Origin of the sequence: Catenulispora pinisilvae (assembly GCF_015356865.1) — a bacterium.
GTDB classification, from domain to species: domain Bacteria; phylum Actinomycetota; class Actinomycetes; order Streptomycetales; family Catenulisporaceae; genus Catenulispora; species Catenulispora pinisilvae.
In genome coordinates, this window is record NZ_JAAFZA010000067.1 from 15,772 (window position 1) to 37,307 (window position 21,536).

Consider the following 21,536-nt stretch of genomic DNA (forward strand, 5'->3'; position numbering starts at 1 on the left):
CCGGAGCCTAGCCGACCATTGAACTAGTGACAACCATGTTTGTACTAGTTCGATTATCCGGTGCGCCAGACCTCGGCGTTCTCCGCGGCGTACTGCGCCAGAGTGCGCGGGGCCCGGCCGGTGAGTCGTTCCACGACGTCCGTCACTGGGGCGTTGCCGCCGTCCCGCATAACCTGGAACAGACCGATTGGGGTGCAGGATCGTCCACTCCTTGCCCGAGGCCCGGACCGAACGCTCCCAGTGCGCCATCATCGCCTCGTCCGGCAGCAGCTCGGCGCCGATCACCGACAGCAGCACCACCCGGCGGGTCTCGTGGGCCTCGGCCAGGAAGTCGCCGCTACTGGCGGAGCTGCCGGATCTGTTGCTGCTGCGCGCCGACGAGACGCCCGGGCTGGCGGCGACCGTCGCGCTGCTCGGCGCGGAACTGGAGGAGGCCCGCGCGGGCCAGGACGGCGTGGTCCCGGCGCTCGTCGACGCGATGCTGCTGCTGATCCTGCGGGCGTGGATCGAGCGCTGCGCCCGCGGCGCCGCCGACATCGGCTGGCCCGGCGCGCTGACGGACGACGCGATCAGCGTGGCGTTGGCGGCGCTGCACGACGAGCCCGGCCGCGCCTGGACCGTCGCCGAACTCGGCGACCGCGCCGGACTGAGCCGGTCGGCGTTCGCGCAGCGGTTCACGACGATGGTCGGCGAGCCGCCGCTGACGTACCTGACATGGTGGCGCATGACGATCGCGGGCCGGCTGCTGCGCGAGTCGGACGCGCCGCTGAGCGCGGTGGCGGAGCGAGTGGGATACGCCTCGGAGTTCGCGTTCGCGAAGGCGTTCAAGCGGGAGTTCGTGATCGCGTCGGGGCGGTGTCGGCGCGAGGCGGCGCCGGCTGCTTAGCGGCCGGCCGACCGAGCGCAACCTGCGCGCCGGGCAGGGCGGCGACAGCGACCTGCGGCAGGGCGAACCGGCGGCGGATCAGCCTCGGAGCGATCCGGGTTCCGTGGTCTTGCCGGACTGCTTGTTCGCCGCCGCGACCAGGGAGTCCAGCAGGCCGGGGAAGACCGCGTCCAGATCCTCCCGGCGCAGCTCATTGATCTTCGCGGTGCCCCGGTAGTGCTGGGTGATCACGCCGGCTTCGCGCAGCACACGGAAGTGATGAGTGGCGGTGGACTTGCTACAAGCCAGGCCGATCTCCCCGCAGGCGGTGGACGGGTCGGCGGCCAGCGCCTGGATGATGAGCAGCCGCATCGGGTCCGCACAGGCGTGCAGCACCGCCTCAAGCCGGATGTCGGCCCGCTCGGGATGGTCGAGCAGTCGATCCGGATTGGCCGCGCCGGTGCCGTGAGGAGCCATGCCCGCAGCTTACTACGACGATCCTCGTAGTTCGACATGTCTCGTAGTTCGATAGGTCTCGTAGTTCGATGGATCTCGTAGTACGGTAACCCTCATACTACGATGAATCTCGTACTTTGCTGTGTCCGGGCCGCTCCGGGCCCGAGGCCGTCGCCCTGAGGAGGCATCCAGGTGAGCACGTTGTTCGAGCCCTACCAGTTGCGATCGCTGACCATCCCCAATCGCATGTGGATGGCGCCGATGGACCAGTACAGCGCCGCACCGGAGGGGCCGACCACGGGCCTCCCCGCCGACTGGCACCTGGCGCACCAGGGCGCGCGGGCCGCCGGCGGCGCCGGCCTGATCCTGACCGAGGGCACGGGAGTGAGCCCGGCCGGCCGGACCACTCCTTTCGATCTGGGGATCTGGACCGATGAGCAGATTCCCGGGTTCCAGCGGATCACCGGTTTGCTGACCTCGCTGGGCACCGTGCCCGGCATCCAGCTGTCGCATTCCGGCCGCAAGGGGTCGACCGACCGCCAGTGGCTCGGCGGCGAGCCGCTGGGTCCGGAACGAGGTGGTTGGCAGGTGGTCGGTCCGAGCGCGATCGCGGCCGGCGAAGGTCACCCGGTACCCGCCGCGCTGACCCACACCGACATCGACCAGATCGTCGGCCAGTTCGCCGCAGCCGCACGGCGCGTGGCCGCGGCGGGGTACAAAGTGGTGGAGCTCCTCGCCGGGCACGGTTACCTGATCCACCAGTTCCTGTCCCCGCACAGCAACCACCGCACGGATGACTACGGCGGCTCGTTCGAGAACCGGACCCGGTTCGCCCTGCGCGTGGTCGACGCCGTGCGCGCCGTCTGGCCCGACGGCCTCCCGCTCTTCGTCCGCGTCTCCGCGACGGACTGGCTGACCGAGAACCCCGAGGACGTCCGCGAAGGCTGGACAGTGGACGACACCGTACGTCTGGCGAGAGTGTTGAAGGAGCACGGCGTGGACCTGCTGAACGTGTCCAGCGGCGGCCTGGTCCCGGACGCGAAGATCGCGGTAGGCCCCGGCTACCAGGTTCCCTTCGCCGCGCGTCTGAGAGCGGAGGCCGGCATACCGGTTGCCGCCGTCGGCATGATCACCGAACCGGAACAGGCCGCCAAGATCCTTGCCGACTCCGAGGCCGACGCGATCCTGATGGGCCGCGAACTCCTGCGTCGCCCGTCCTGGCCCCTGGACGCCGCCAAGGCGCTGGGCGGCGAAGTGCGAGTACCGCCGCAGTACCGCCGCGCCTACCCGCGTTGAGGGCTGCCCCCCGCACACCGCCCGGCGGCGAAAAACAAGCGCCGCCCCGGCTCAGGAATGCGGGGCGGCGCTGTGTTGGCCGCCGCCCCGGCTCAGGAATGCGGGACGGCACCAGTTGGTGTCGCCCCGGCTCAGGAATTCGGGGCGGCACCGTTGGCGTCGCCCCGGCTCAGGAATGCGGGACGGCACCGTCTAGGGCGGCGGGCTCATGGCCAACCGCGGTCGGTGGGGGGTTCCTGACTAGGCGGCGTTATCACCGACCTCGTCAGCCCCCGCGGGCATGGTGATCACCACGCCCAGCTCTTGCCGGATGGCATGCGCGGCGGCGCCGAACACCAGGCTGTGCGTCCCCAATGTCGTGGCGCGCAGCACCAGCTGCTCGAACCCCGACATCACGCGCACCGCGAGCAGTTCGTTGACCTCCCGCATCAGCGGCGGGCCGAGCGGGTCGCCGGCCATCGGGCCGCCGAGGATGAACTCGGCGACGTCCAGCGTGCCGGCCAGGGTGGACAGCAGCCGCGCCACCTCGCGGGCGGCGCGCGTCACGCGCTCGCCGAGGGCGCGGGCCTGCTGGCCGTCGCCGCCGGCCAGGTAGCTGGCCACCGTCTGTTCGGAGGCGTCGCCGAGGATGACGGGCTGCACCGCGACCGTCTCCAGACAGCCGACCAGGCCGCAGTGGCAGCGCAGCGAGGTGCCGATGTCGATGTGGCCGATCTCGCCGCTGCGGAAGTTGCCGCCGTGGTAGAGCCGGCCGTCCAGGACGATGCCGGCGCCGATGCCGGTGCCGATCCACAGCACCGCCACCGTCTTGTCCCGGTCGGTGCAGATCGCGACCTCGGACAGCGCGACGGCGTTGGCGTCGTTGACCACGTGGACCGGCAGGCCGTCGCAGAGTGCTGACAGCTCGTGGCCCAGCGAGACCATGTGCCAGCCGTAGTTCACGGCCTCGCGGATGACGCCGTCGTCGCCGACGATGCCCGGGACGGCCACGCCGACGCCGGTGATGCGGCCCGGGGTCGGCGCCCCCATCCGGTGCACCAGGTCCGACACGGCGGTCAGCGCCGGTGCGGCCAGGGGCCGGGAGACGGTCTCGGTCGCCTCCATGTGCCCGTTGAGCGTGAAGCGGCTGGCGGTGATGCGCTCGTTGGCCACCTGGACGCCGATGAAGCGGTGGTGCGCGTCGTCCAGGTCGAGCAGCACTCGCGGCTTGCCCACCGGCTGCGCCTCGCGGCCGGTCTCGCGGACCAGCCGGCGCTCGATGAGGTCGCCGACGATCTCGGACACGGTGGCGGTCGGCAGCCCGGTCTCCCGGATCACGTCGGTGCGTGAGAACCGGCCCTCACCCGCGGCGACGCACTGGAGGACCAGCACATCGTTACGCGCCCGAAGGGAACTCTTGGTCCCCTTCTGGGTGAACCGGAGCTGGGTCACGATCGCCGCCGTCCTTGCATCGTTCATCGATGTAACATCGCGGGAACTGTAGGGCGGACCAGCTGTAGCGGTCAAGGGGACGCGCTGAGCGACCCCCTCTGAGCTGGCCGGACAGTCGGCGATTCAGAATCCTGGAAGCGGCGGGCCGGGAAAAGCCGCGCCGAACCCCGAGAACTATCGGAGACCGAACAAGCAGATGGCGCGGCGATGGCCCCCTCGGAGGGGTCCGAGGGGGCCATCGCCGCGTGCATTGGCGTGCATTGCCGTGCGTTGCCGTGCATTGCCGTGCACTACCGGGCCAGCGCCGGCTTCGGCGCCGTCACGGTGTTCGCCTTGCGCAGGGCCAGCGTCCCGGTCCGGCCCAGCAGCATCGCGATCGCCATCAGCACCAGCGCGTCGGTGAGCGCGTCGGCGGTCACAGAGTGCTGATACATCCAGCGGCCCAGCGAGTCGGCGAACCAGTGCTGCGCGCCGTAGGAGAAGGCCAGGCGCGCGCCGACCACGGTGGTCCACAGGGCGGCGTATCCGGCACCGCCCTGGGTGAAGACCTTGCCGGTGCCCGGCTCGCGCCGGGTGGGCAGCAGCCCCGCGGCGGCGAGCCCGAGCAGCAGGCCGACCGCGGCCAGGGCCATCTCCAGGACCAGTCCGGACCCGGAGGTCGCGGGGTGCTTCAGGTACATCGGGACGATCACCGCGGCCACGATCGCCGGCCGCAGCAGCCGGCCCTTGTTGACTTCCCGGCGGCCCAGGTCGGTGCCCAGCACCGAAGCCAGGACGACGAGGTTGACGATCCAGACGCTGGCGCTCATGGCGAGGTCTCCTGACCTGATCGCGGTTCCGCCGGGGTTTTCCCGACACCTCGAGAATCGCCGATCAGGCCAGGTCAGAGCTTCAACCCAAGGGTGGAAGCGGGGCGGAAACCGGGTGGAGCGCGGGTGCGGCGGCACCGGCGGGAACGTCAGTACGGGCACTGACACCGGCACCGACGGCGACCACCCCGGAGGCCGCGTCCGCGCGGAACGACAGGCTTCGGGCCCAGGCCGTGACCACCTTGTCCAGCACGTCCACCGACGCGGCGCTGGAGGCGTGGCCGCGGATCACGAACCGCACCCCGGCGCAGCGGGCCACCCCGCACAGCGTCAGCCGCGGCAGGAACAGGAAGGAGGAGTCCTCCGGGTCGCGGTGCACGGTGGTCTGGAACAACCGCGCAGCGGGCCCGTCCGGGAGCTCGACTTCCTTTATCCGCTCGGACACGACCTCGTGCTTGGCCGGGTCCAGCACCTCGTCGGCCAGCGCCTCGGTCGGGGTCAGCGGCTCCTCGGTGTTGTCGTAGACCGAGAACCCGACCCACACGTGCTCCGAGGTCCGGCCCGGCTCGGGGTAGAGGACGGCGGCGTAGGCGCACTCCAGGTCCTCGGCCGCGAACAGCATGTCGCGTATGTCGTCGCGGATGTCCGCGAGCACGGCGGCCCGCGGCCGGGGACCGAGGTCCAGGAGCTTCATGGCGCCGGCTACCGCGGCGTCGTAGTGGACCGGTGGGAAGTCCAGGGCGGTCAGGTCGACCGCCCGTCCGGGATAGGCCGTCTGCCAACTGGTGTACGTGTAACGGACGTCTGCGGTGTTCCGCATCCCGATGCACTCTCCTCGCGCTGTCGCGCATTTCTAGCGGCTTTCGGGATCACCTTACCCAGGGGATGACATAGCGGGATCTTCGCAAACGAACCTCAAATGCCTCCGGGGCGAATGCACACGTCGCCCCCGCGGCGTGGTCACCGACCGTATTTGAGTGTGTACAGCGGTCACCGGTACTCGCCCAGCCTCGGCCGCACCCCGGTCATCGCCAGCCCCACCGCCACCAGGCACGCCACGATCGGCAGCCACTCCCACAGCCCCAGTTCGTCCGCCCCGGCGTTCACGTTCGAGGTGAAGGCGGCGGCGTTGATGTCGATGGTCTTCTGCACCGCCGCCGCATATGCGACGAACGCGCCGTCGGAGTCGGAGGCGGCGGGACTGGTGTCGAAGAGGATGGCGCCGGACAGGTCGGTCGCGAGCTTCTGCCGGAACACGCGGTCGTCGAGTTCGTAGGTCTGGTACGTGCGCAGCATCTGCTCCGCGGCGGCGCGCTCCCCGGAGAAGGTGATGTTCTTCATCTCGGTCCCGAGGTAGCCGCCGAAGTTCACCGGGTGCGACGGCTCGTTGAAGTACGCGTCCAGATCGGTGCGCACCGCGGCGTCGTAGGTGTCGAGCGTGACGTTCGGGCCCGGGTCCAGCAGTGCGCGGCTCTTGGCGAGGTACGAGGCCTGATACTGCGCGGCGCGCGAAGGGTCGACGACGATGCGGCTCTCGTCGGCGTTGGCGTCGGTGCCCTCGGCCTTCGCGGCGGACAGGGCGGCGACGGAGTCGTAGGCGTCCTTCTTCGCGGCGCGCAGGTGCTCCGAGGCCGAGCTCATCGACACCGCGCCCCACCCCATGACGACCGCCGTGAGCACCGTCGCCCCGACCAACGCCGGGTTCAGCGTGCGGCGGGTGCGGCGGGTCAGCCACAGTTCGAACCCGACGAACGCGCCGAGGGCCAGCACCCCGGTGACCACGATCCACCAGACCGCTTGCTGCGCCAGGCCGCGCCGGTTCTGGTAGGAGGACTCCAGCGCGGCGCCGTTGGTGTCGGCGACGGCGTGCGCGGCCGGCAGGACGGAGCCGCGCATCAGGTCGGTGGCCTTGGCGTACTGCGCCGACTCGGACTGCGGGAGCTCCCCGGCGGCGCGGTCCGCGGCGGTGGTGTCGACGTAGATGACTTGCCCGGCAGCCGCCTCGTAGCTGCCCAGTGCGTCCAGGGCCTGACCCACCTGCTGCGCACCGGCGCCCGCGGGGCCCGCGTGCAGGGCCGCCATCTGCAGATCGTGGTCGGCCTCGCTGCGATCGGCTTCGAAGAGCTTGGTGAACGCGGCGCGGTCCACACCCGGGCCGAGGTTCTTGTCCCCGACCATGAGGATGTTGGCGAGGTTCGCGTCCATGTCGTTGAGCGCGTAGATGAGGTCGTTGCCCGCGGAGACCTGCGGCTCTTCGGTGGCGCCGATGGTGGTGAAGCCGGAACGGACGTCGGCGGCCGACAGCGCGGCCACGATGGCGAACAGGACTGAGACGGCGATCGCGGTCGCGGTGAAGGCTTTCAGGAGCCAGGGAGTGGTGCGGCGCTTCCAAAAGGGGCGGCGCGGCTCGGGGGCGGACAACTGCCGAGACGCGTCCGGGGAGGTCGGCGGGGGCGCAACTACGGTCATGCCCCTCAGCAAACGGCCTCCCCGGCGGTCCGATGGTCGTGCTCACGCGATACGCGCGCCGTGCGGCACAACGCAAACGCGGCGCGCATAAGTCGCCTGATCAGGTGCGGTGACGCCGACGTTCAGGCGGCGAGGCCGACCAGGCGTGCGCTCAGCTTCCAGAGCCGGTCCACAGAGCTCTTGTCGTCCATCAAGGTGTTGGGAGCGGATTCGGCGACGCCCTCGTAGTACGCGCCGTCCTCGACCCTCCCGGTGGCCAGCGCCAGGATCGCCGCCGCCCCCTCCGCCGCCGGACGCCCCGTGTCCCGGGTGTAGTTGCGCACCATGTCGGTGGCCAGCACCCCGGGATGCACGCCGACGGCGATCAGGTCGGCACCACCGCGCACGGCCACGGCGCGGGTGAAGAGGTTCAGCGCGAGCTTCGACTGCGCGTACGCGGCGACGGCCGAGTAGCGCTTGGTGGACTCGACGTCACCCCAGTGCACGCGCCCGCCACGGTGCAGAGCCGAGGACACGTTGATGACCCGGCTCCCGGGCTTGGCGGTGAGCGCCGGCCACAGCAGCCGGGTGAGCAGGTAGGGCGCGAGGTAGTTCACCTGGAACGTGACCTCGTGGCTGTCGCCGGTCACCGCCCGCGAGGGCGAGCCGAACACCCCGGCGTTGTTGACCAGCAGATCAACCCGCGGGTACTCCCGCAGGACACGCTGCGCGAGCACCGCCACCTGCCCCAGATCGGTGAAGTCCGCCCCCACCGGCACGACCCGGTCCACGGCGCACCCCTCCCCGGCCAGCCGCTGTCGAGCCTGCTCCGCCGCCTCGGGCGTTCGCGCGTGCAGCAGGACCGTGCCGCGCTCGGCGGCCAGCAGCCGCACGATCTCACGACCGAGGCCGGCGTCGGCGCCGGTGACCAGGGCGGTTCGGGGGGAGGCGGACAGAGGCATGGTGTTGCTCAGCTGCTTTCTGGGACTTGGGTCGGTTGACTGTGGATTTCAGCCAGGGTGGATTTCAGCCAGGCGAGTCAAGCAGAGTTCGGACATACCGGGCAATGGTGCATATGGGGATCAAGCGGTGCGCTTACGAGTGGCTTACGGGTGGGTGCCGCACTAATGAGGTCCTACACCGACTCTGGACGGCGGGCGCAGCATCGCGTCTAAGGCCGCGGTCTACAGCAATGGCCGTGTTCATCGCGAAGTTCTCGATGTGGTGAGGACAGCGCAAAACGGTCGCTGATCCACATCAGAGCCCTCATGCCGTCGCCCGATCGCCTCGCGTTGCTTACCGGTGGAGTCGAGCCCGATCTCTTGACGTCCGCATTGGTCTAGTCCACGCTCCACCGTGCGGGGTCACTCAGTAGCCGCAGCAATGAGGAGACCTGATGAACAAGGAGCCCACCACAGCACCAGCAACAGGCAGAACCGACGCCCCGGCACCATCGCGCCGCCTGGCCGGCGTCATAGGTGCCGTGGCAGCCGGCGCCCTGGCCGCGGCCGGCGTCGCGGTGGCCGCCGGCGGGGCCAGTGCCGCCGACGCGAACCTGCTGACGAACGCCGGGTTCGAGGCGGGCACGCTCGCCGGGTGGTCGTGTAGTGCGAACAGCGGGTCGGTGGTGACCAGCCCCGTGCACTCGGGCTCGCACGCGCTCAGCGCCACGCCCGCCGGTTCCGACGACGCGCAGTGCACGCAGACGGTCAGCGTGCAGCCGAACTCGTCCTACACCCTGTCCGCGTGGGTGCAGGGCAGCTACGTGTACCTGAGCGCCACCGGCACCGGCGGGACGGATCCCAGTACCTGGGGCAGCAGCACGGCGTGGAATCAGCTCAGCACGTCCTTCACCACCGGCGCGTCGACCACCAGCGTCACCGTCTACCTGCACGGCTGGTACGGCCAGGGCACGTACTACGGCGACGACGTCAGCCTGCTGGGACCGGGCGGGACCGGCTCGACGAGCAGCCCGCCGACCACGCCGAGCTCGCCCACCACGCCGTCCACCTCCCCGACCTCGTCGGCGCCCCCGCCGCCGCCGGACACCGGCTTCAACCACCCGGCGTACTTCATGCCGCTGGACAACAGTCCGCAGGCGATCTCGGACGTCGTCAACGCCGGCGAGAAGGAGCTGAACCTGGCCTTCGTCCTGGACTCCGGCGGCTGCACCCCGGCCTGGGGCGGCAACGCCTCGACACCGGTCTCGTCGGACACCACGGTGGCGGCCGATATCAGTGCACTGCGAGCGGCCGGGGGCGACGCGGCGGTCTCGTTCGGCGGCTACAACGGCACCGAGCTCGGCTCCAGCTGCGGCAGCGCGAACGCGTTGGCCGCCGCCTACCAGCAGGTGATCGCCAAGTACCAGTTGAAGCACGTCGACTTCGACTACGAGAACACCGCTCTGGACAGCAACACCGCGGTCCGGTTCGGCGCCATCAAGATCCTGGAGCAGAACAACCCGGGCCTGGTGGTCTCCCTGACGATCCCGATGACCACCGTGGGCTTCCCCGGCTCCGGGGTCGACGAGATCAAGCAGGCGGTGGCGGCCGGGGCCCGGCTGGACGTCGTCAACATCATGGACTTCGACACCGGCCTGACCTCCGGCACCGAGGTCGGCCAGACCGAGGCGATCGCGAACGACGCGATCACGCAGTTGCAGTCCATTTACGGCTGGACCGCCGCGCAGGCCTGGTCTCACCTGGGCCTGCAAATCATGAACGGCCACACCGACCAGCCCTCGGAGCTGTTCCAGCTCAGCGACTTCTCGGCGCTGCTCGGCTTCGCGCAGGCGAACCACCCGGCGTGGTTCTCCTACTGGTCGGCGAACCGGGACCGGGCGTGTGACCCGAGCGTTCCGCACAACTGGGCCGACGGCGCGTGTTCCAGCGTGACGCAGAACCCGTGGGACTTCACCAAGATCCTGGTGCAGTACACAGGGTGATCGTAGGGAGCGACCCGGAAGCATAGAAACGGGGGTGCCACTGACAGAAGGTGTCAGTGGCACCCTCTTATGGTCGGGTCATGAGCTATCCGACCCCCATCGTCTGGCACGCCGGGACCGACGTCATCGGCGACCACCCGGTCAAGCGCTACCACATCGCCCGCGACGCGACCCCGATCCGCCCGGATTGGGAGCAGGCCGCGCTGGCACTGATCCCCGACATGCTCGCACCCCGGGACGAGACCCCGCCGGCGGCCTTCACCGTCTTGTTCCGCAGCGGCGCGGGGCTGCACCTGAACGTCTACAGCTGGTACTGGGACAACGTGATCCACGGCAAGTTCGCGACCGGCGGCGTGCCGTTCCTGGGCAGTCCGGACGAGGACCCCGGGCATCTGGCGCCGGTGATCCCGCCGGTGCTGGGCTGCGTGTATGAGCTCGGGGTGCTGGTGCACGAGCGGTCGGCGTGGATCCGGCACATGCTGATGAATGAGAAGCCTGATATGGATGCGTATCTGGCCGACGTGTTGCCGACCGGGCCGGCGGGGCTGCCGGATGTGCCGTCGGCGCTGCCGGATGTGCGGTCGGAGCTGCCGCAGCTAGCCTGACTCGGTGACTGACGCTAAAGCCGAGACCGGAACTGGAACCAGATCTGGAACTGGAACTGGAACTGGAACTGGAACTGCCGCGTGGGTATCGCCGATCGCGCTGGAGGAGACGACGCGGCCGGTGCTGCGTCCGCTGCCATCGCGAGCGGTAGCAGTCCTGTGGGAAGTCGAGGCGCCGCCGCGGCATCAGCGCACGAACCAGCGGGCCGCGATCTGTTGCTGAGCCACGGGATCCCGCCGGAACTGGCGAAGTCGGCGGCGCTCGGTGGACGCGAGGCGTGGGAGGAGTTCCTGGAGCTGGACACGCTGCTCACGGCCATCGGCGACGGTGCCGACGAGCGGTTGGCGTACCAGATGGGGTATCCGGTGGCGGCCCAGAAGACTCAGAACGCTCAGAAGTAGGTGCGCGCGCCGCCGATGACGTCGTAGTCCTCGTTCACCAGGAGGAACAGGCGCCAGCGATCGAGCGTCATGCAGGGATGCGAGACGCCGAGCGCGACCAGATCGCCGACGGCCAGCGGGCTTTCGGGGTCGATACGCAGGAACGCGTGCTGGTCGCTCAGGCTGCTGATACGCGTGTCCGCATCGAGCGGGATCGCCGTGTCAGTGCTGTCGCGCCAAGCAGCCAGCGGGACCGGAAGGCCCGCGTCATGCGAGACGTCGCGGCGTCCGGCGTTGAGGAGCACCAGGCCGGGCTCGGGACGGGACACGACGCGGGTCCAGACCTCCAACGCCGGCTGGAACGGCGGGAGCGTCCACTCGGGGCGGGCGCTGGGGGTGAGCGTGGCGTACTGGCCGTGGTCGTGGGTCAGGTAGCAGCCGCTGCGCAGGACGACGCGGATGCCGTCGGCGCTGAGCGGGCCGAGGAGGGCCGCGACGCGTTCGAAGAAGCTGCTGCCGCCGGCGGTCGCGATCGGTTCGCGGCCGGCGGCGAACAGGCCGCGTTCGGCGAGGGTGCGGGCGAGATCGCGGATGGCGGTGAGGAAGGCGTCGACGCGCGCGACCGTTTCCGGGGTGCGGTCGTGGCCGATGGTGCCTTCATAGCCGGCGACGCCCGCGACGGCCAGGTGTGCGGCGGCGGCCGCGGCTTCGGCGACCGCCAGGGCGGTGACGAGGTCGCGCGCGCCGGTGCGGCCGGATTCGTGGCCGAGCTCGATGAGGACCGGCAGACGGAGTTCTCGCGCGGGCTCGTCGGGGGCGGGTGCCGGCAGCGTGGCCGCGACCTCGGCGAAGGCCTGCTCGGCGAGGCGGACGCCGTCGAGGGAGTCCACGTAACACAGCAGCTCGCGCTCCGGATGCGCGGCGAGTTCGCGGGCCAGCCAACGCAGGGCGGCGGGGTCGGTCAGCTCGTTGGCCATCAGGACCCGGCGCGCGCCGAACGACCACAGCATCCGCACCTGGGCCGGCAGCGCGGCGGTCAGACCCCAGACGCCGGCCGCGAGTTGGCGCGCGATGAGCTGCGGCGACATGGTGGTCTTGGCGTGCGGGGCGATGCTGACCCCGGCCGATTCGCAGAAGCGGCGCATGACGTCGAGGTTGGCGTCCAGCGCCGCGTCGCGCAGGACCGCGACCGGGGTGGAGGTGTCGCCGCGGCGGATGTTCCAGCCCTGCGACGGCAGCTCGCCGAGGGTGACGGCGGCGTGCAGCGGCAGGCCTTTGAAGGCCGCGTCGAGGAGCTCGGGCTGGGTCATTACTGGCGGCCTCGCAGGTAGTCGACGATGTGCACGGCCTTGGTGCGGCTCTTGGCTTTGCGCAACCCGGTCTGGAGCTGGCGCAGGCAGCCGGGGTTGACGGCGATCACCAGGTCGAGGTCGGCGGCCTCGATCTCGGCGATCTTCTTGGCCAGGATGGCTTTGCTCTCCTTCTTGCGGACCAGCGCGTAGGTGCCGGCGGCGCCGCAGCAGGAGCCCGCGGAGGGGAGTTCGACGTAGGTGGCGGTGCGGCCGAGGAGCTCGCGGGGTTCTTTCCAGACGCCGAGGCCGTTGCGCAGGTGGCAGCTGTCTTGGAGGCCGACGCGCAGCGGGCGCTCGGTATCCGCGGTATCGGTGTTCTGCTTAAGCAGCCACTCGGAGGCCTCGACGACGCGGTCCCGGCCGATCACGTCGGCCAGGTGCGCCGCGCAGCCGCCGCTGGTGGTGACGATCGTGCCGGGGAGGCGTTCGCCGAGTTCGCGGGCCAGCTCGCGCCCCTTCTCCAGGTCGCCGTTGTGGGCGTGCAGGGCACCGCAGCAGCCTTGGTTCGGGTCGACCGAGATCGTCGGGTCCAAGGCGGTGAGGCTGCGGCTGACCGTGGGGAACAACGCACGCTCGAAGCAGCCGAGCATCAGGGTGGGCCGGTCGACCGCAGCCGGCTCGGATCCCGGGCGTTTGCGAGCACTGCGGCGGACCAGCCCGAGCAGGCGCAGCACCCACTTGCGGTTCGCGACCAGCAGCAGCGGCCGGACGATCCACGGCCGCTTCGAGCCGCTCCACTGCTCGTCGCGCCACTCTTCGAGGAGGTGGCCGTATTGGACGCCGGCCGGGCAGACGGTCTCGCAGGCGCGGCAGCCGAGGCAGAGCGAGGATTCCTCGGCGAGGGTGGCGTCATCGGCGGGCAGCTCGCCGGTTTCGAGCATGCGCATCAGGGTGATGCGGCCGCGCGGGGAGGATTGCTCTTGGCCGGTCAGTGCGTAGGTCGGGCAGGCCGGGAGGCAGAAACCGCAGGAGATGCAGGCGTCCAGCAGGTCTTTGCTGAAGACGTTCTTGGAGATGGCGGAAGTGGTGTCCTCGCTCACGATCCCAGCTTCCCGGGGTTGAGCAGACCGAGCGGGTCGAACGCGCCCTTGATCCGCCGCAGCAGCGCCATCTGCTCGGGCCCCAATCGGTGTTCCAGGTAGGGGAGCTTCGCCGCCCCCACGCCGTGCTCGCCGGTGATCGTACCGCCGAGATCCACCGCGTGCCGGAAGATGTCGTCGAAGGCGGCGACGGCCGCGGCGGTGGCCGCCGGGTCGTCGGCGTCGACGACCGCGGTGGGGTGCAGGTTGCCGTCGCCGGCGTGGCCGAAGGTGCCGATGCGGACGCCGTGCTTCTCGGCGGTGGCGGCGACGAAGGCGACCATCTCGGCCAGCTTGGGCCGGGGCACCGTGACGTCCTCCAGGATGGTCATGCTGCCGCTGCGCGCCAGCGCCGGGAGGTTGCAGCGGCGGGCGGCGAGCAGGTCCTCGGCGGCGGCCACGGACGCGGCGAGTTCGATGTGGGTGGCGCGCTCACCGCAGACCGAGGCCATACGGGCCAGCGAGCGGTCCACCGCGTCGGGTTCGCCGTCGTCGCCGAACAGCAGCAGGGCTCCGGCGTCCAGGCGCAGGCCGAGGTGGGCGAAGTCCTCGACGGCGGCGATGCAGACCGCGTCCATGAACTCCAGCGTGGCCGGCGCCGGTCCGGAGGCGACGATGTCGCGGACCGCGACGGATGCGTCCGTCATCGACTCGAAGTAGGCCACGCCGTAGCGGGCGGCGGCCGGTTTCGGGACCAGGGCCATGGTGATCTCGGTGATCACCGCGAGCGTGCCCTCGGAGCCGACCAGCAGCCGGGTGAGGTCGTAGCCGGCGACGTCCTTCACCAGCCGGCCGCCGGTGCGGATGACCTCACCGTCGGGCAGGACCGCCTCCAGGCCGAGTACGTACTGCCGGGTGACGCCGTATTTCAGGCCCCGCAGTCCCCCGGCGCAGGTGGCGACGTTGCCACCGACCGTGGAGGCCTCCTTGCTGCCCGGGTCCGGGACGTAGATCAGGCCCTCGGTACCGGCCGCGAGGTTGAGCGCCCCGGCGGTCACCCCGGGCTGGCACACCGTCAGCATCTCGTCCCGGCTGACCTCCAGCAGCGCGGTCATGCGCGTGGTGGACAGCACGATCCCGCCGGACAGCGGCACGGTGGCCGCGCACAGGTTCGTCCCGGCGCCGCGGGTGGTGACCGGCACCCGGTACCGCGTCGCGATCCGCATCACCCCGGCGACCTCCTCGGTCGTCAGCGGCTGCACCACCACGTCCGGCGCGTGCCGGAACAGCGGCGTGGCGTCGCGGCCGTAGGCGGCCAGCGCGCCGGGTTCGGTGAGCACGCGGTCGCCGAGCAGGGCCCGCAGATCGGAGACCGCCGCGGGCGGGATCTTGTCCATGGGCCTAGCCTGGCAGGATGATCGGCATGAGACCAGAGGCCGGAAAAGCGGTCGCGGCGGACGGGACGGCGATCGCGTTCCAGAGCGCCGGGAGCGGGATCCCGGTGGTCCTGCTGGCCGGGCAGTCCAACACGCACCGCTGGTGGGACTCGGCGCGCGCCGACTTCGAGGCCGCCGGTCACCGGACGATCACCCTGGACTGGCGTGGCACCGGAGCCAGTGACAAGCCCGACGAGCCTTACAGCACAAGGGGTTTCGCCGCGGACGTCGTCGCCGTGCTGGACGAGGCCGGTATCGCGCGGGCGCACGTCTACGGCACGTCGATGGGTGGCCGGGTCGCCCAGTGGCTGGCGGCCGACTTCGCCGAGCGGGTCCAGGCGTTGGTGCTGGGCTGCACGTCACCGGGCGGCGCGCACGCGATCGAGCGGGACCGCTCGGTACGGCAGGCGTTGGTCCAGGCTGATCGGGCGGCGGCGGACCGGTATCTGCTGGAGCTGATGTACACGCCGGAGTGGCTGGCCACGAATCAGGGCCCTTATTACGTGGTCGGCGATCCGGACATGCCCGCGTACGCGAAGGGCCGCCACCTGACGGCGAGCGGGAAACACGACGCCTGGGAGGTGCTGCCGACGATCGCGGCGCCGACGTTGGTGGTGCACGGCACCGACGACGTCTTCAACCCGACGGCGAACGCGCCGCTGATCGCCGAGCGGATTCCGGACGCGCGGATGGAACTGATCGAGGGGGCGCGGCATGCGTACTTCGACGAGTTCCGCGCCATCGCGAGCCCCTTGGTTCTGGCCTTCCTGAACGAACACCGCTTTTCCTGAACGAACACCGCCTCGCCACCGAGCACTGATCGGCGCGAAGGCCCGGCCGGTCATCCGGCCGGGCCTTCGGTACTCCGCGGTGTCCGGTCAGGAGGCCGGGACCACGCTGATCGCGTTGACCATGGCCTGGTTGGCACTGCCGCGGGTGAAGGCGATGGAGATGGCGCCGGTGGCGCCGGCGGTCGCCGTGAAGTCCTCTTCGATGCCCTGGTGGGTGCCGTCGGCACCGAGGTCGCCGGCGGCCTTCACGATGTCGAAGTCGCTCAGCACCGGGGTGCCGTTGACGGCGACGTTGAAGACGCGCTGGCCGACCTGGGTGAAGTACCAGTCCAGGAAGTACAGCCGGACTTGGTAGGCGGCTCCGGGCGTGAGTGCGGGGATCTGGTAGGTGTTGTCGAGGTACCGATAGGTGTTCCAGTCGCTCACCGGAATCGGGTGGGCCACCCCGCCGGGCCAGTTGGGGTTGCCGGCCTGGCCTTGGTTGTCCGCCGTGAGACCGCCGCTGTAGTACTCGTCCGGCTGGAACGTCGCGTCACCGGCACCGCCGGCGTCGATGTTCACTCCGCCGGCGTTGACGGCGCTCGCGGGCGCGGACGCGGTCGCGGCGTGGGCGGTGCCGCTGGCGCCGAACGGGACCACCCCGAGCAGACAGACGGCGAAGGCGATCAACCACACCGGCGCCAGGCTTCGCGATCTGGCGGTCCGGGACGTGCTGGCTTGCATGGAGTCTCCTCTTGCTGGAGGGAGGAAGGGTGCGCCAGAGCGCGCTCAATGCTCGAACCCTGCGATAGTCGTGCGGGCCGTCGCACACTGTCAACGTTCGATCTCGCAGAGTTCGGGCCCGGAGTCGAACACTCGGCCGGGACCTGTGCCGATGCCTCCGGCAGCCATCGGGGTGCGTTGAGGTCGGCAGACCCGGGCAGCGGACCGCCGCCCTTACCGCTGGGCGTCCAGCCCTTCCAGAACCGCCTGTATCCGCTCAGCCGGCACCGGCCGCGAGAAGTAGAACCCCTGCCCGTAGTCCACCCCGAGCGCCGTCAGCCGGCGTGCCTGGTCCGCGGTCTCGATGCCCTCGGCGGTGACCGTCATCCCGGCGGCGTGCGCCAGCACCACCAGGCTGGTGATCACCGATTCGGCGAACTGGTCGGCCTCGGGGTTGCCCAGGTCGGCGATGAAGGAGGCGTCGATCTTCAGCGAGGTGGCCGGCAGGTGACGGAGCCGGGCCAGGTTGGAGTAGCCGGTGCCGAAGTCGTCGACGGCGATGCCGATGCCCAGGTCGGCGATGGTGCGCAGGGTGCCGGGGCCGGGCAGTCCGTCGTCCTCGGTGTCCATCAGCGCGGTCTCGGTGATCTCCAGGACCAGCCGGTGCGCCGGCAGGCCGGAGGCCGCCAGCGCGGTGTCGACCTCGCGGACCAGGGCGTAGTCGCGGACCTGGCGCACCGCCACGTTCACCGACACCGCCGGGCCGTCCGGCCAGGACGCCGCGTCGTGGACGGCGCGGTCCAGGACCCAGCGGCCGAGTTCCACGATGGCGCCGGTCTCCTCGGCGACCGGGATGAACTCCTCGGGCTTGAGCAGGCCGCGCTCCGGGTGGCGCCAGCGGACCAGCGCCTCGACCATCGGCGGGCGGCCGCCGGCCAGGTCCACGATCGGCTGGTACTCCAGGAACATCTCGCCGGATTCCAACGCCGCCGGCAGCGCCTGGGCCAGGGCGTAGCGGTGCACCTCGCGGGCATTGCGCTCCTCGTCGAACAGGGCGAAGTCGGCCTTGCCAGCGGACTTGGCCCAGTAGAGCGTGATGTCGGCGGCGCGCAGCAGTTCGGTGGCCGAGGCGGCCGCGGCCGGGCGCTCGACCAGGCCGGCGCTGGCGGTGACGGTCACCGTGTGGCCGTCGAGCAGGACCGGCTGCCGGACGGCGTCCAGGACCTGCTCGATCACCGGGAACAGCGACTCCGGGCCCTGGGTGCGGCGGAACAGGATCACGAACTCGTCGCCCCCCATGCGGGCCACGACGTGCCGGCGCGGGTCGGTGGCCGCCGAGAGCCGGTGCGCGATCTGCGTCAGCAGTTCGTCGCCGGCCTGGTGGCCCAGGGTGTCGTTGACGCCCTTGAAGCCGTCCAGGTCCAGGAAGCACAGGCCGAGCCGGTCCTCCGGTCCGGCGCTGCGCAGCAGTTCCTCGACCGCGTCCAGCAGCCGGACCCGGTTCGGCAGGCCGGTCAGGGCGTCGTGGGTGGCCTGGTGCCGGAGCTGGTCGGTGGCCCGGCGGCGCTCGGTGACGTCCTCGTGCAGGGCGACCACCAGGGCGACGTCGCCGGCGTCGTCGCGCACGGCGGTGGTGCGCACGTGGGTCCAGACCATGCCGCCGTCGACCCGCTTGATCCGGGTGTCGGCCTCGGCCTCGGTCTGCTCCCCGGCCAGCAGGGCGTTGTAGCCGCGCCAGTACTCCCCCGGCTCGGTCGGGTCGATCAGGTTCCTGATCGTGCGGCCGCGGGCGGCGTAGGCGTCCACGCCCAGCATCTCGGCCAGCGCCGGGTTCACCTCCAACACCTGGCCGTTCTTGTCGGTGATGACGATGCCCAGGGCGGCGTTGCGGAAGACGGTGCGGAACCGCGCCTCGCCGACCCGGTAGGCGGTGAGCACGGCCTCGTGGATGGCGGACTGCTCGGCGCGGGTGCGCTCGCGCAGGCCCTCGGCGAAGGCCGAGGCCAGGCCGGCGCGCAACGCGGAGCGGGTCTCCGGGCGCAGGTAGGGCGGCAGGTGGCGGTCCAGCACCTCGACGGTGGCGGCGACGCAGGCGCCCTGGAAGCAGTGCGCGTCGATCAGGGCGCCGGCCGCCTGGACCCCGATCTTGCGGGCCAGGTCCGGGTCGTCAGGAGCGGCGACGACCTGCTCGGCCAGCGGGGCCACGACGCGCAGCGCGTGGTCGAAGCCGAGCGGGGTGGCCGCGGCGGCGGACAACGCGGCGGCCCAGGCCCGGGCGAAGGCCTCGGTGGGGTCGGGGTCGGGGGCGTCGGTCGCCGGGGCCGTCGGCGGGACGAGGCCCGGGCCGATGCCGGAGCCGGACAAGTCGGCGCTCTCGCGGGCGGCCGGGTCGGTGGTGGTGGCGAAGCTGACGTCGACCAGACCGGGGATCGGCGGCGGGCCGGGGAACGACTGGGACAGCCCCTTACCGGAGCTGCTGGAGGTGCTGGAGGTGCTGGAGGTGCTGGAGGTGCTGGAGGTGCCAGGAGCGCTGGATTTACTGGAGTTACTACTGGGGTTGCTGGACGCCCCGGAAGTGCTGGAGTTGTCGGGGGCGCCGGAGGCGGCCAGCCCGGAGCCGGGGTCGGAACCACCGACCCCGAACTCCGCATAGCGTGCCACGATCGTCCGCCGCCTCAACCGGTCGCGGAGCGGCCGCCGGTGGCCGGCGCCTGTTCCGGTCTGCTGTCGGTCATAGCCTGGCGAACCTTCCAGAGTGTCACGTCAAGACGCTGATCTACATGTTAATCATATGTCCGGCAAGCCCGTGGATCGCCTCCTTGACGGCCTCGCCGAGCGTCGGGTGGGCGTGGATGTTCCGGGCCACTTCGTGCACCGTCAGGTCCCACTTCTGGGCCAGCGTGAGCTCGGGCAGGAGCTCGGTGACCTCAGGGCCGATGAGGTGGGCGCCGAGCAGCTCGCCGTACTTCGCGTCGCTGATCACCTTGACGAAGCCGACCGCATCGCCCAGCCCGGCGGCCTTGCCGTTGGCGCTGAACGGGAACTTGGCCGTCTTGACCTCGAAGCCCTCCAGCCGGGCCTGCTCCTCGGTCCAGCCGAAGCTGGCGATCTGCGGCTGGCAGTAGGTGGCCCGCGGCACCATGACGAAGTCGATCTCCATCGTCTCGGCCCCGGCGATGGTCTCGGCGGCGATCACGCCCTGGGTCTCGGCCACGTGCGCGAGCATCACCTTGGCGGTGACGTCGCCGATGGCGAAGATGTGCGGGACGTTGGTCCGGCCCCGGCCGTCCACCGCGATCGCCCCGCGTTCGGTGAGCGCCACCCCGGTCTTGTCCAGGCCGTAGCCGTCGACGTTGGGCGCGAAGCCGATGGCCTGGAGCACCTTTTCCGTCTCCAGCACCTGCTGCGCGCCGTCCTTGCCGGTGACGGTGACCCGCACCTTGGGGCCGGAGTCGTCGATGCCGTCGACCCGGGTGCCGGTGAGCACGTCGATGCCGAGCTTGCGGTACTGCCGGGCCAGCTCCTTGGAGACCTCGACGTCCTCCAGCGGGACCATGCGGTCCAGGAACTCCACGATGGTGACCTTGACGCCGTAGCTGTTGAGCACGTAGCCGAACTCGACGCCGATCGCCCCGGCCCCGGCGATGACGATGCTCTCCGGCAGGGCGGCGGACAGGATCTGCTCTTCGAAGGTGACCACGCGCTGGGACAGCTGGGTGCCGGGCAGCAGCCGGGTGTGCGCGCCGGTGGCGATGACGCAGTGGTCGAAGGTCAGCGTCTCGGCGGTCCCGTCGGACTTCGCCACGCTGAGGGTGTGCTGGTCCAGGAACGTGCCCCGGCCGTCGTACTCGGGGATCTTGTTCTTGCGCATCAGGTAGTGGACGCCCTTGACCCGGCCGTCGGCGACCTGCCGGCTGCGCTCGAAGGCGGCGCCGTAGTCGAAGGTGATCGGCCCGTTCGAGGAGATCCCGAAGGTCTGGGCCTCGTGCTGGACGGTGTGCGCCAGCTCCGCGTTGCGCAGCAGCGCCTTGGAGGGGATGCACCCGACGTTGAGGCAGATACCGCCCCAGTAGCGCTCCTCCACGACGGCCACACTCTTGCCCAGCTGCGTCGCGCGGATCGCCGCTGTGTACCCGCCCGGCCCGGCGCCCAGGACGACGACATCGAAATGCGTGCTCATGGCTCCGACTCTAACCGCCGGGACGGATGGCACGCCTGGTGACAAGTGGACTCTTAGCCGATACGTGCGGGTCGTGAGGTGAGGGTGTGACTGGTGTCTCACGCTGAGGGTGCCGGACGCGCCGCGCGTCGCGCCGGCCGCGCCGCCGAGCGCGCACTACCCTCGACCCGTGCAGGAACTGATCACCACCCCGGTCGGCGACGCCCGCCTCACCCGCTTCCCGGCCCCGGCCGGCACCAGGCGCCGCGCGGTCCTCGCGCTCGGGCACGGCGCGGGCGGCGGCGTGGCGGCCGCGGATCTCCAGGCGCTGGCCGCGGCGCTGCCGGCGGACGGCGTCGAGGCGGTGCTGGTCGAGCAGCCGTGGCGGGTCGCGGGCAGGAAGATCGCGCCGGCGCCGAAGACGCTCGACGCGGGGTGGATCCCGGTCGCCGAGGCGCTGCGCAAGCGGGCCCGTAAGACGCCGTTCCTGGTCGGCGGACGAAGTGCCGGGGCCCGGGTGGCCTGCCGGACCGGGCTCGACACTGGCGCGGCCGGCGTGGTCGCGCTCGCCTTCCCGCTGCATCCGCCGGGCAAGCCCGAGAAGTCGCGCGCCGAGGAACTGCTCGACACGGGCCTGCCGACGCTGGTCGTCCAAGGCGCCGGCGACACCTTCGGAACCGCGTCCGAGTTCCCGCGGTTGCCGCCGACGCATCAGCTCGTCGGTCTGCCGGCCGGCAACCACGCCTTCACCGTCAAGAAGGCTGATCCCCCGGTCCTGGACGCGCTGGTGGCGGCGGTCGGCGAGTGGATCGACGCGCTGCTGCGGTAAGGAGTCCTCTACA

At 71.0% G+C, this 21,536-nt stretch carries 18 protein-coding genes and 1 pseudogene; 7 read left to right on the forward strand and 12 right to left on the reverse strand.

Going from position 1 to position 21,536, the window contains the following annotated elements:
* Positions 1–322: 322 nt before the first annotated feature.
* Positions 323–886 (forward strand): annotated as a pseudogene (locus tag IZR01_RS19900) (helix-turn-helix transcriptional regulator); the annotation flags it as partial.
* A gap of 78 nt (positions 887–964) precedes the next feature.
* Here the strand turns inward: IZR01_RS19900 and IZR01_RS19905 are convergent.
* Positions 965–1,342 (reverse strand): ArsR/SmtB family transcription factor, encoded by a 378-nt coding sequence (locus IZR01_RS19905; protein WP_194924694.1) that lies wholly within the window; start codon positions 1,340–1,342, stop codon positions 965–967.
* Positions 1,343–1,513: 171 nt separating this feature from the next.
* Here IZR01_RS19905 and IZR01_RS19910 point away from each other — a divergent pair, with 171 nt between their 5' ends.
* Complete coding sequence (locus tag IZR01_RS19910; RefSeq protein ID WP_194924695.1) at positions 1,514–2,617, forward strand: NADH:flavin oxidoreductase/NADH oxidase; 1,104 nt, start codon at positions 1,514–1,516, stop codon at positions 2,615–2,617.
* A 240-nt stretch (positions 2,618–2,857) separates the two neighbouring features.
* Here IZR01_RS19910 and IZR01_RS19915 read toward each other — a convergent pair whose 3' ends face one another.
* The 5 genes from IZR01_RS19915 to IZR01_RS19935 form a co-directional block, all read right to left on the reverse strand.
* Positions 2,858–4,075, reverse strand: coding sequence for an ROK family transcriptional regulator (locus IZR01_RS19915; RefSeq protein ID WP_194896751.1), 1,218 nt, complete (start codon positions 4,073–4,075; stop codon positions 2,858–2,860).
* Between the two features lie 263 nt (positions 4,076–4,338).
* Positions 4,339–4,857, reverse strand: coding sequence for a hypothetical protein (locus IZR01_RS19920; protein WP_194924696.1), 519 nt, complete (start codon positions 4,855–4,857; stop codon positions 4,339–4,341).
* A gap of 82 nt (positions 4,858–4,939) precedes the next feature.
* Complete coding sequence (locus tag IZR01_RS19925) at positions 4,940–5,677, reverse strand: hypothetical protein (protein WP_194924697.1); 738 nt, start codon at positions 5,675–5,677, stop codon at positions 4,940–4,942.
* Between the two features lie 170 nt (positions 5,678–5,847).
* Positions 5,848–7,326 carry a GlnX family signal transduction membrane protein gene (locus tag IZR01_RS19930; RefSeq protein WP_194924698.1) on the reverse strand — a complete coding sequence of 493 codons (1,479 nt, stop codon included), beginning with the start codon at positions 7,324–7,326 and terminating at the stop codon, positions 5,848–5,850.
* A 122-nt stretch (positions 7,327–7,448) separates the two neighbouring features.
* Positions 7,449–8,267: an SDR family NAD(P)-dependent oxidoreductase gene (locus tag IZR01_RS19935; RefSeq protein ID WP_194897908.1), complete on the reverse strand. Its 819-nt coding sequence runs from the start codon at positions 8,265–8,267 to the stop codon at positions 7,449–7,451.
* 434 nt (positions 8,268–8,701) lie between these two features.
* Between IZR01_RS19935 and IZR01_RS19940 the strand changes: the two genes are divergently transcribed.
* The 3 genes from IZR01_RS19940 (at position 8,702) to IZR01_RS19950 (ending at position 11,256) form a co-directional block, all read left to right on the forward strand.
* Entirely contained in the window at positions 8,702–10,249 is a 1,548-nt protein-coding gene (locus IZR01_RS19940; RefSeq protein WP_194924699.1) for a carbohydrate binding domain-containing protein, read from the forward strand.
* A gap of 80 nt (positions 10,250–10,329) precedes the next feature.
* Positions 10,330–10,854, forward strand: a complete 525-nt coding sequence (locus IZR01_RS19945) for a hypothetical protein (protein WP_194924700.1) — start codon at positions 10,330–10,332, stop codon at positions 10,852–10,854.
* Between the two features lie 159 nt (positions 10,855–11,013).
* Positions 11,014–11,256 (forward strand): hypothetical protein, encoded by a 243-nt coding sequence (locus IZR01_RS19950; protein ID WP_228559840.1) that lies wholly within the window; start codon positions 11,014–11,016, stop codon positions 11,254–11,256.
* On the opposite strand, the gene IZR01_RS19955 is transcribed toward IZR01_RS19950, so the two are convergent.
* Genes IZR01_RS19955 through IZR01_RS19965 form a run of 3 tightly spaced genes read right to left on the reverse strand, consistent with a single transcriptional unit; the run spans position 11,247 to position 15,003 of the window.
* On the reverse strand, positions 11,247–12,545 hold the full coding sequence (locus IZR01_RS19955) for a type III PLP-dependent enzyme domain-containing protein (RefSeq protein ID WP_194924701.1): 1,299 nt from the start codon (positions 12,543–12,545) through the stop codon (positions 11,247–11,249). The genes IZR01_RS19950 and IZR01_RS19955 overlap by 10 nt on opposite strands.
* Positions 12,545–13,627, reverse strand: a complete 1,083-nt coding sequence (locus IZR01_RS19960; RefSeq protein WP_323746606.1) for a (Fe-S)-binding protein — start codon at positions 13,625–13,627, stop codon at positions 12,545–12,547. Before IZR01_RS19960 ends, IZR01_RS19955 begins: the two co-directional genes overlap by 1 nt.
* A complete protein-coding gene (locus tag IZR01_RS19965) occupies positions 13,624–15,003 on the reverse strand; it encodes an FAD-binding oxidoreductase (protein ID WP_194897904.1) in 1,380 nt (459 codons plus the stop codon). Before IZR01_RS19965 ends, IZR01_RS19960 begins: the two co-directional genes overlap by 4 nt.
* 26 nt (positions 15,004–15,029) lie before the next feature.
* Between IZR01_RS19965 and IZR01_RS19970 the strand changes: the two genes are divergently transcribed.
* Positions 15,030–15,833, forward strand: coding sequence for an alpha/beta fold hydrolase (locus tag IZR01_RS19970; protein ID WP_194924712.1), 804 nt, complete (start codon positions 15,030–15,032; stop codon positions 15,831–15,833).
* An 87-nt stretch (positions 15,834–15,920) separates the two neighbouring features.
* On the opposite strand, the gene IZR01_RS19975 is transcribed toward IZR01_RS19970, so the two are convergent.
* From IZR01_RS19975 to lpdA, 3 genes are all read right to left on the reverse strand, one after another.
* The gene (locus IZR01_RS19975) at positions 15,921–16,556 is read right to left on the reverse strand and encodes a malectin domain-containing carbohydrate-binding protein (protein WP_194924702.1); all 636 of its coding nucleotides are present in this window, start codon (positions 16,554–16,556) and stop codon (positions 15,921–15,923) included.
* A gap of 213 nt (positions 16,557–16,769) precedes the next feature.
* Positions 16,770–19,196 carry a putative bifunctional diguanylate cyclase/phosphodiesterase gene (locus IZR01_RS19980; RefSeq protein ID WP_194924703.1) on the reverse strand — a complete coding sequence of 809 codons (2,427 nt, stop codon included), beginning with the start codon at positions 19,194–19,196 and terminating at the stop codon, positions 16,770–16,772.
* A gap of 115 nt (positions 19,197–19,311) precedes the next feature.
* Positions 19,312–20,715, reverse strand: coding sequence for a dihydrolipoyl dehydrogenase (lpdA, locus tag IZR01_RS19985; protein WP_194898627.1), 1,404 nt, complete (start codon positions 20,713–20,715; stop codon positions 19,312–19,314).
* 169 nt (positions 20,716–20,884) lie between these two features.
* On the opposite strand from lpdA, the gene IZR01_RS19990 reads away from it, so the two are divergent.
* Complete coding sequence (locus IZR01_RS19990; RefSeq protein ID WP_194924704.1) at positions 20,885–21,523, forward strand: alpha/beta hydrolase family protein; 639 nt, start codon at positions 20,885–20,887, stop codon at positions 21,521–21,523.
* Positions 21,524–21,536 lie beyond the last annotated feature (13 nt).

Excerpts from the sequence above, each read along its gene's own strand:
- IZR01_RS19965 (WP_194897904.1), bottom strand. The coding sequence starts at position 15,003 with ATGGACAAGATCCCGCCCGCGGCGGTCTCCGATCTGCGGGCCCTGCTC.
- IZR01_RS19925 (WP_194924697.1), bottom strand. The coding sequence starts at position 5,677 with ATGCGGAACACCGCAGACGTCCGTTACACGTACACCAGTTGGCAGACG.
- IZR01_RS19955 (WP_194924701.1), bottom strand. The coding sequence starts at position 12,545 with ATGACCCAGCCCGAGCTCCTCGACGCGGCCTTCAAAGGCCTGCCGCTG.
- IZR01_RS19920 (WP_194924696.1), bottom strand. The coding sequence starts at position 4,857 with ATGAGCGCCAGCGTCTGGATCGTCAACCTCGTCGTCCTGGCTTCGGTG.
- IZR01_RS19975 (WP_194924702.1), bottom strand. The coding sequence starts at position 16,556 with ATGCAAGCCAGCACGTCCCGGACCGCCAGATCGCGAAGCCTGGCGCCG.
- IZR01_RS19905 (WP_194924694.1), bottom strand. The coding sequence starts at position 1,342 with ATGGCTCCTCACGGCACCGGCGCGGCCAATCCGGATCGACTGCTCGAC.
- IZR01_RS19940 (WP_194924699.1), top strand. The coding sequence starts at position 8,702 with ATGAACAAGGAGCCCACCACAGCACCAGCAACAGGCAGAACCGACGCC.
- IZR01_RS19970 (WP_194924712.1), top strand. The coding sequence starts at position 15,030 with ATGAGACCAGAGGCCGGAAAAGCGGTCGCGGCGGACGGGACGGCGATC.
- IZR01_RS19915 (WP_194896751.1), bottom strand. The coding sequence starts at position 4,075 with ATGAACGATGCAAGGACGGCGGCGATCGTGACCCAGCTCCGGTTCACC.
- IZR01_RS19945 (WP_194924700.1), top strand. The coding sequence starts at position 10,330 with ATGAGCTATCCGACCCCCATCGTCTGGCACGCCGGGACCGACGTCATC.
- IZR01_RS19935 (WP_194897908.1), bottom strand. The coding sequence starts at position 8,267 with ATGCCTCTGTCCGCCTCCCCCCGAACCGCCCTGGTCACCGGCGCCGAC.
- lpdA (WP_194898627.1), bottom strand. The coding sequence starts at position 20,715 with ATGAGCACGCATTTCGATGTCGTCGTCCTGGGCGCCGGGCCGGGCGGG.
- IZR01_RS19930 (WP_194924698.1), bottom strand. The coding sequence starts at position 7,326 with ATGACCGTAGTTGCGCCCCCGCCGACCTCCCCGGACGCGTCTCGGCAG.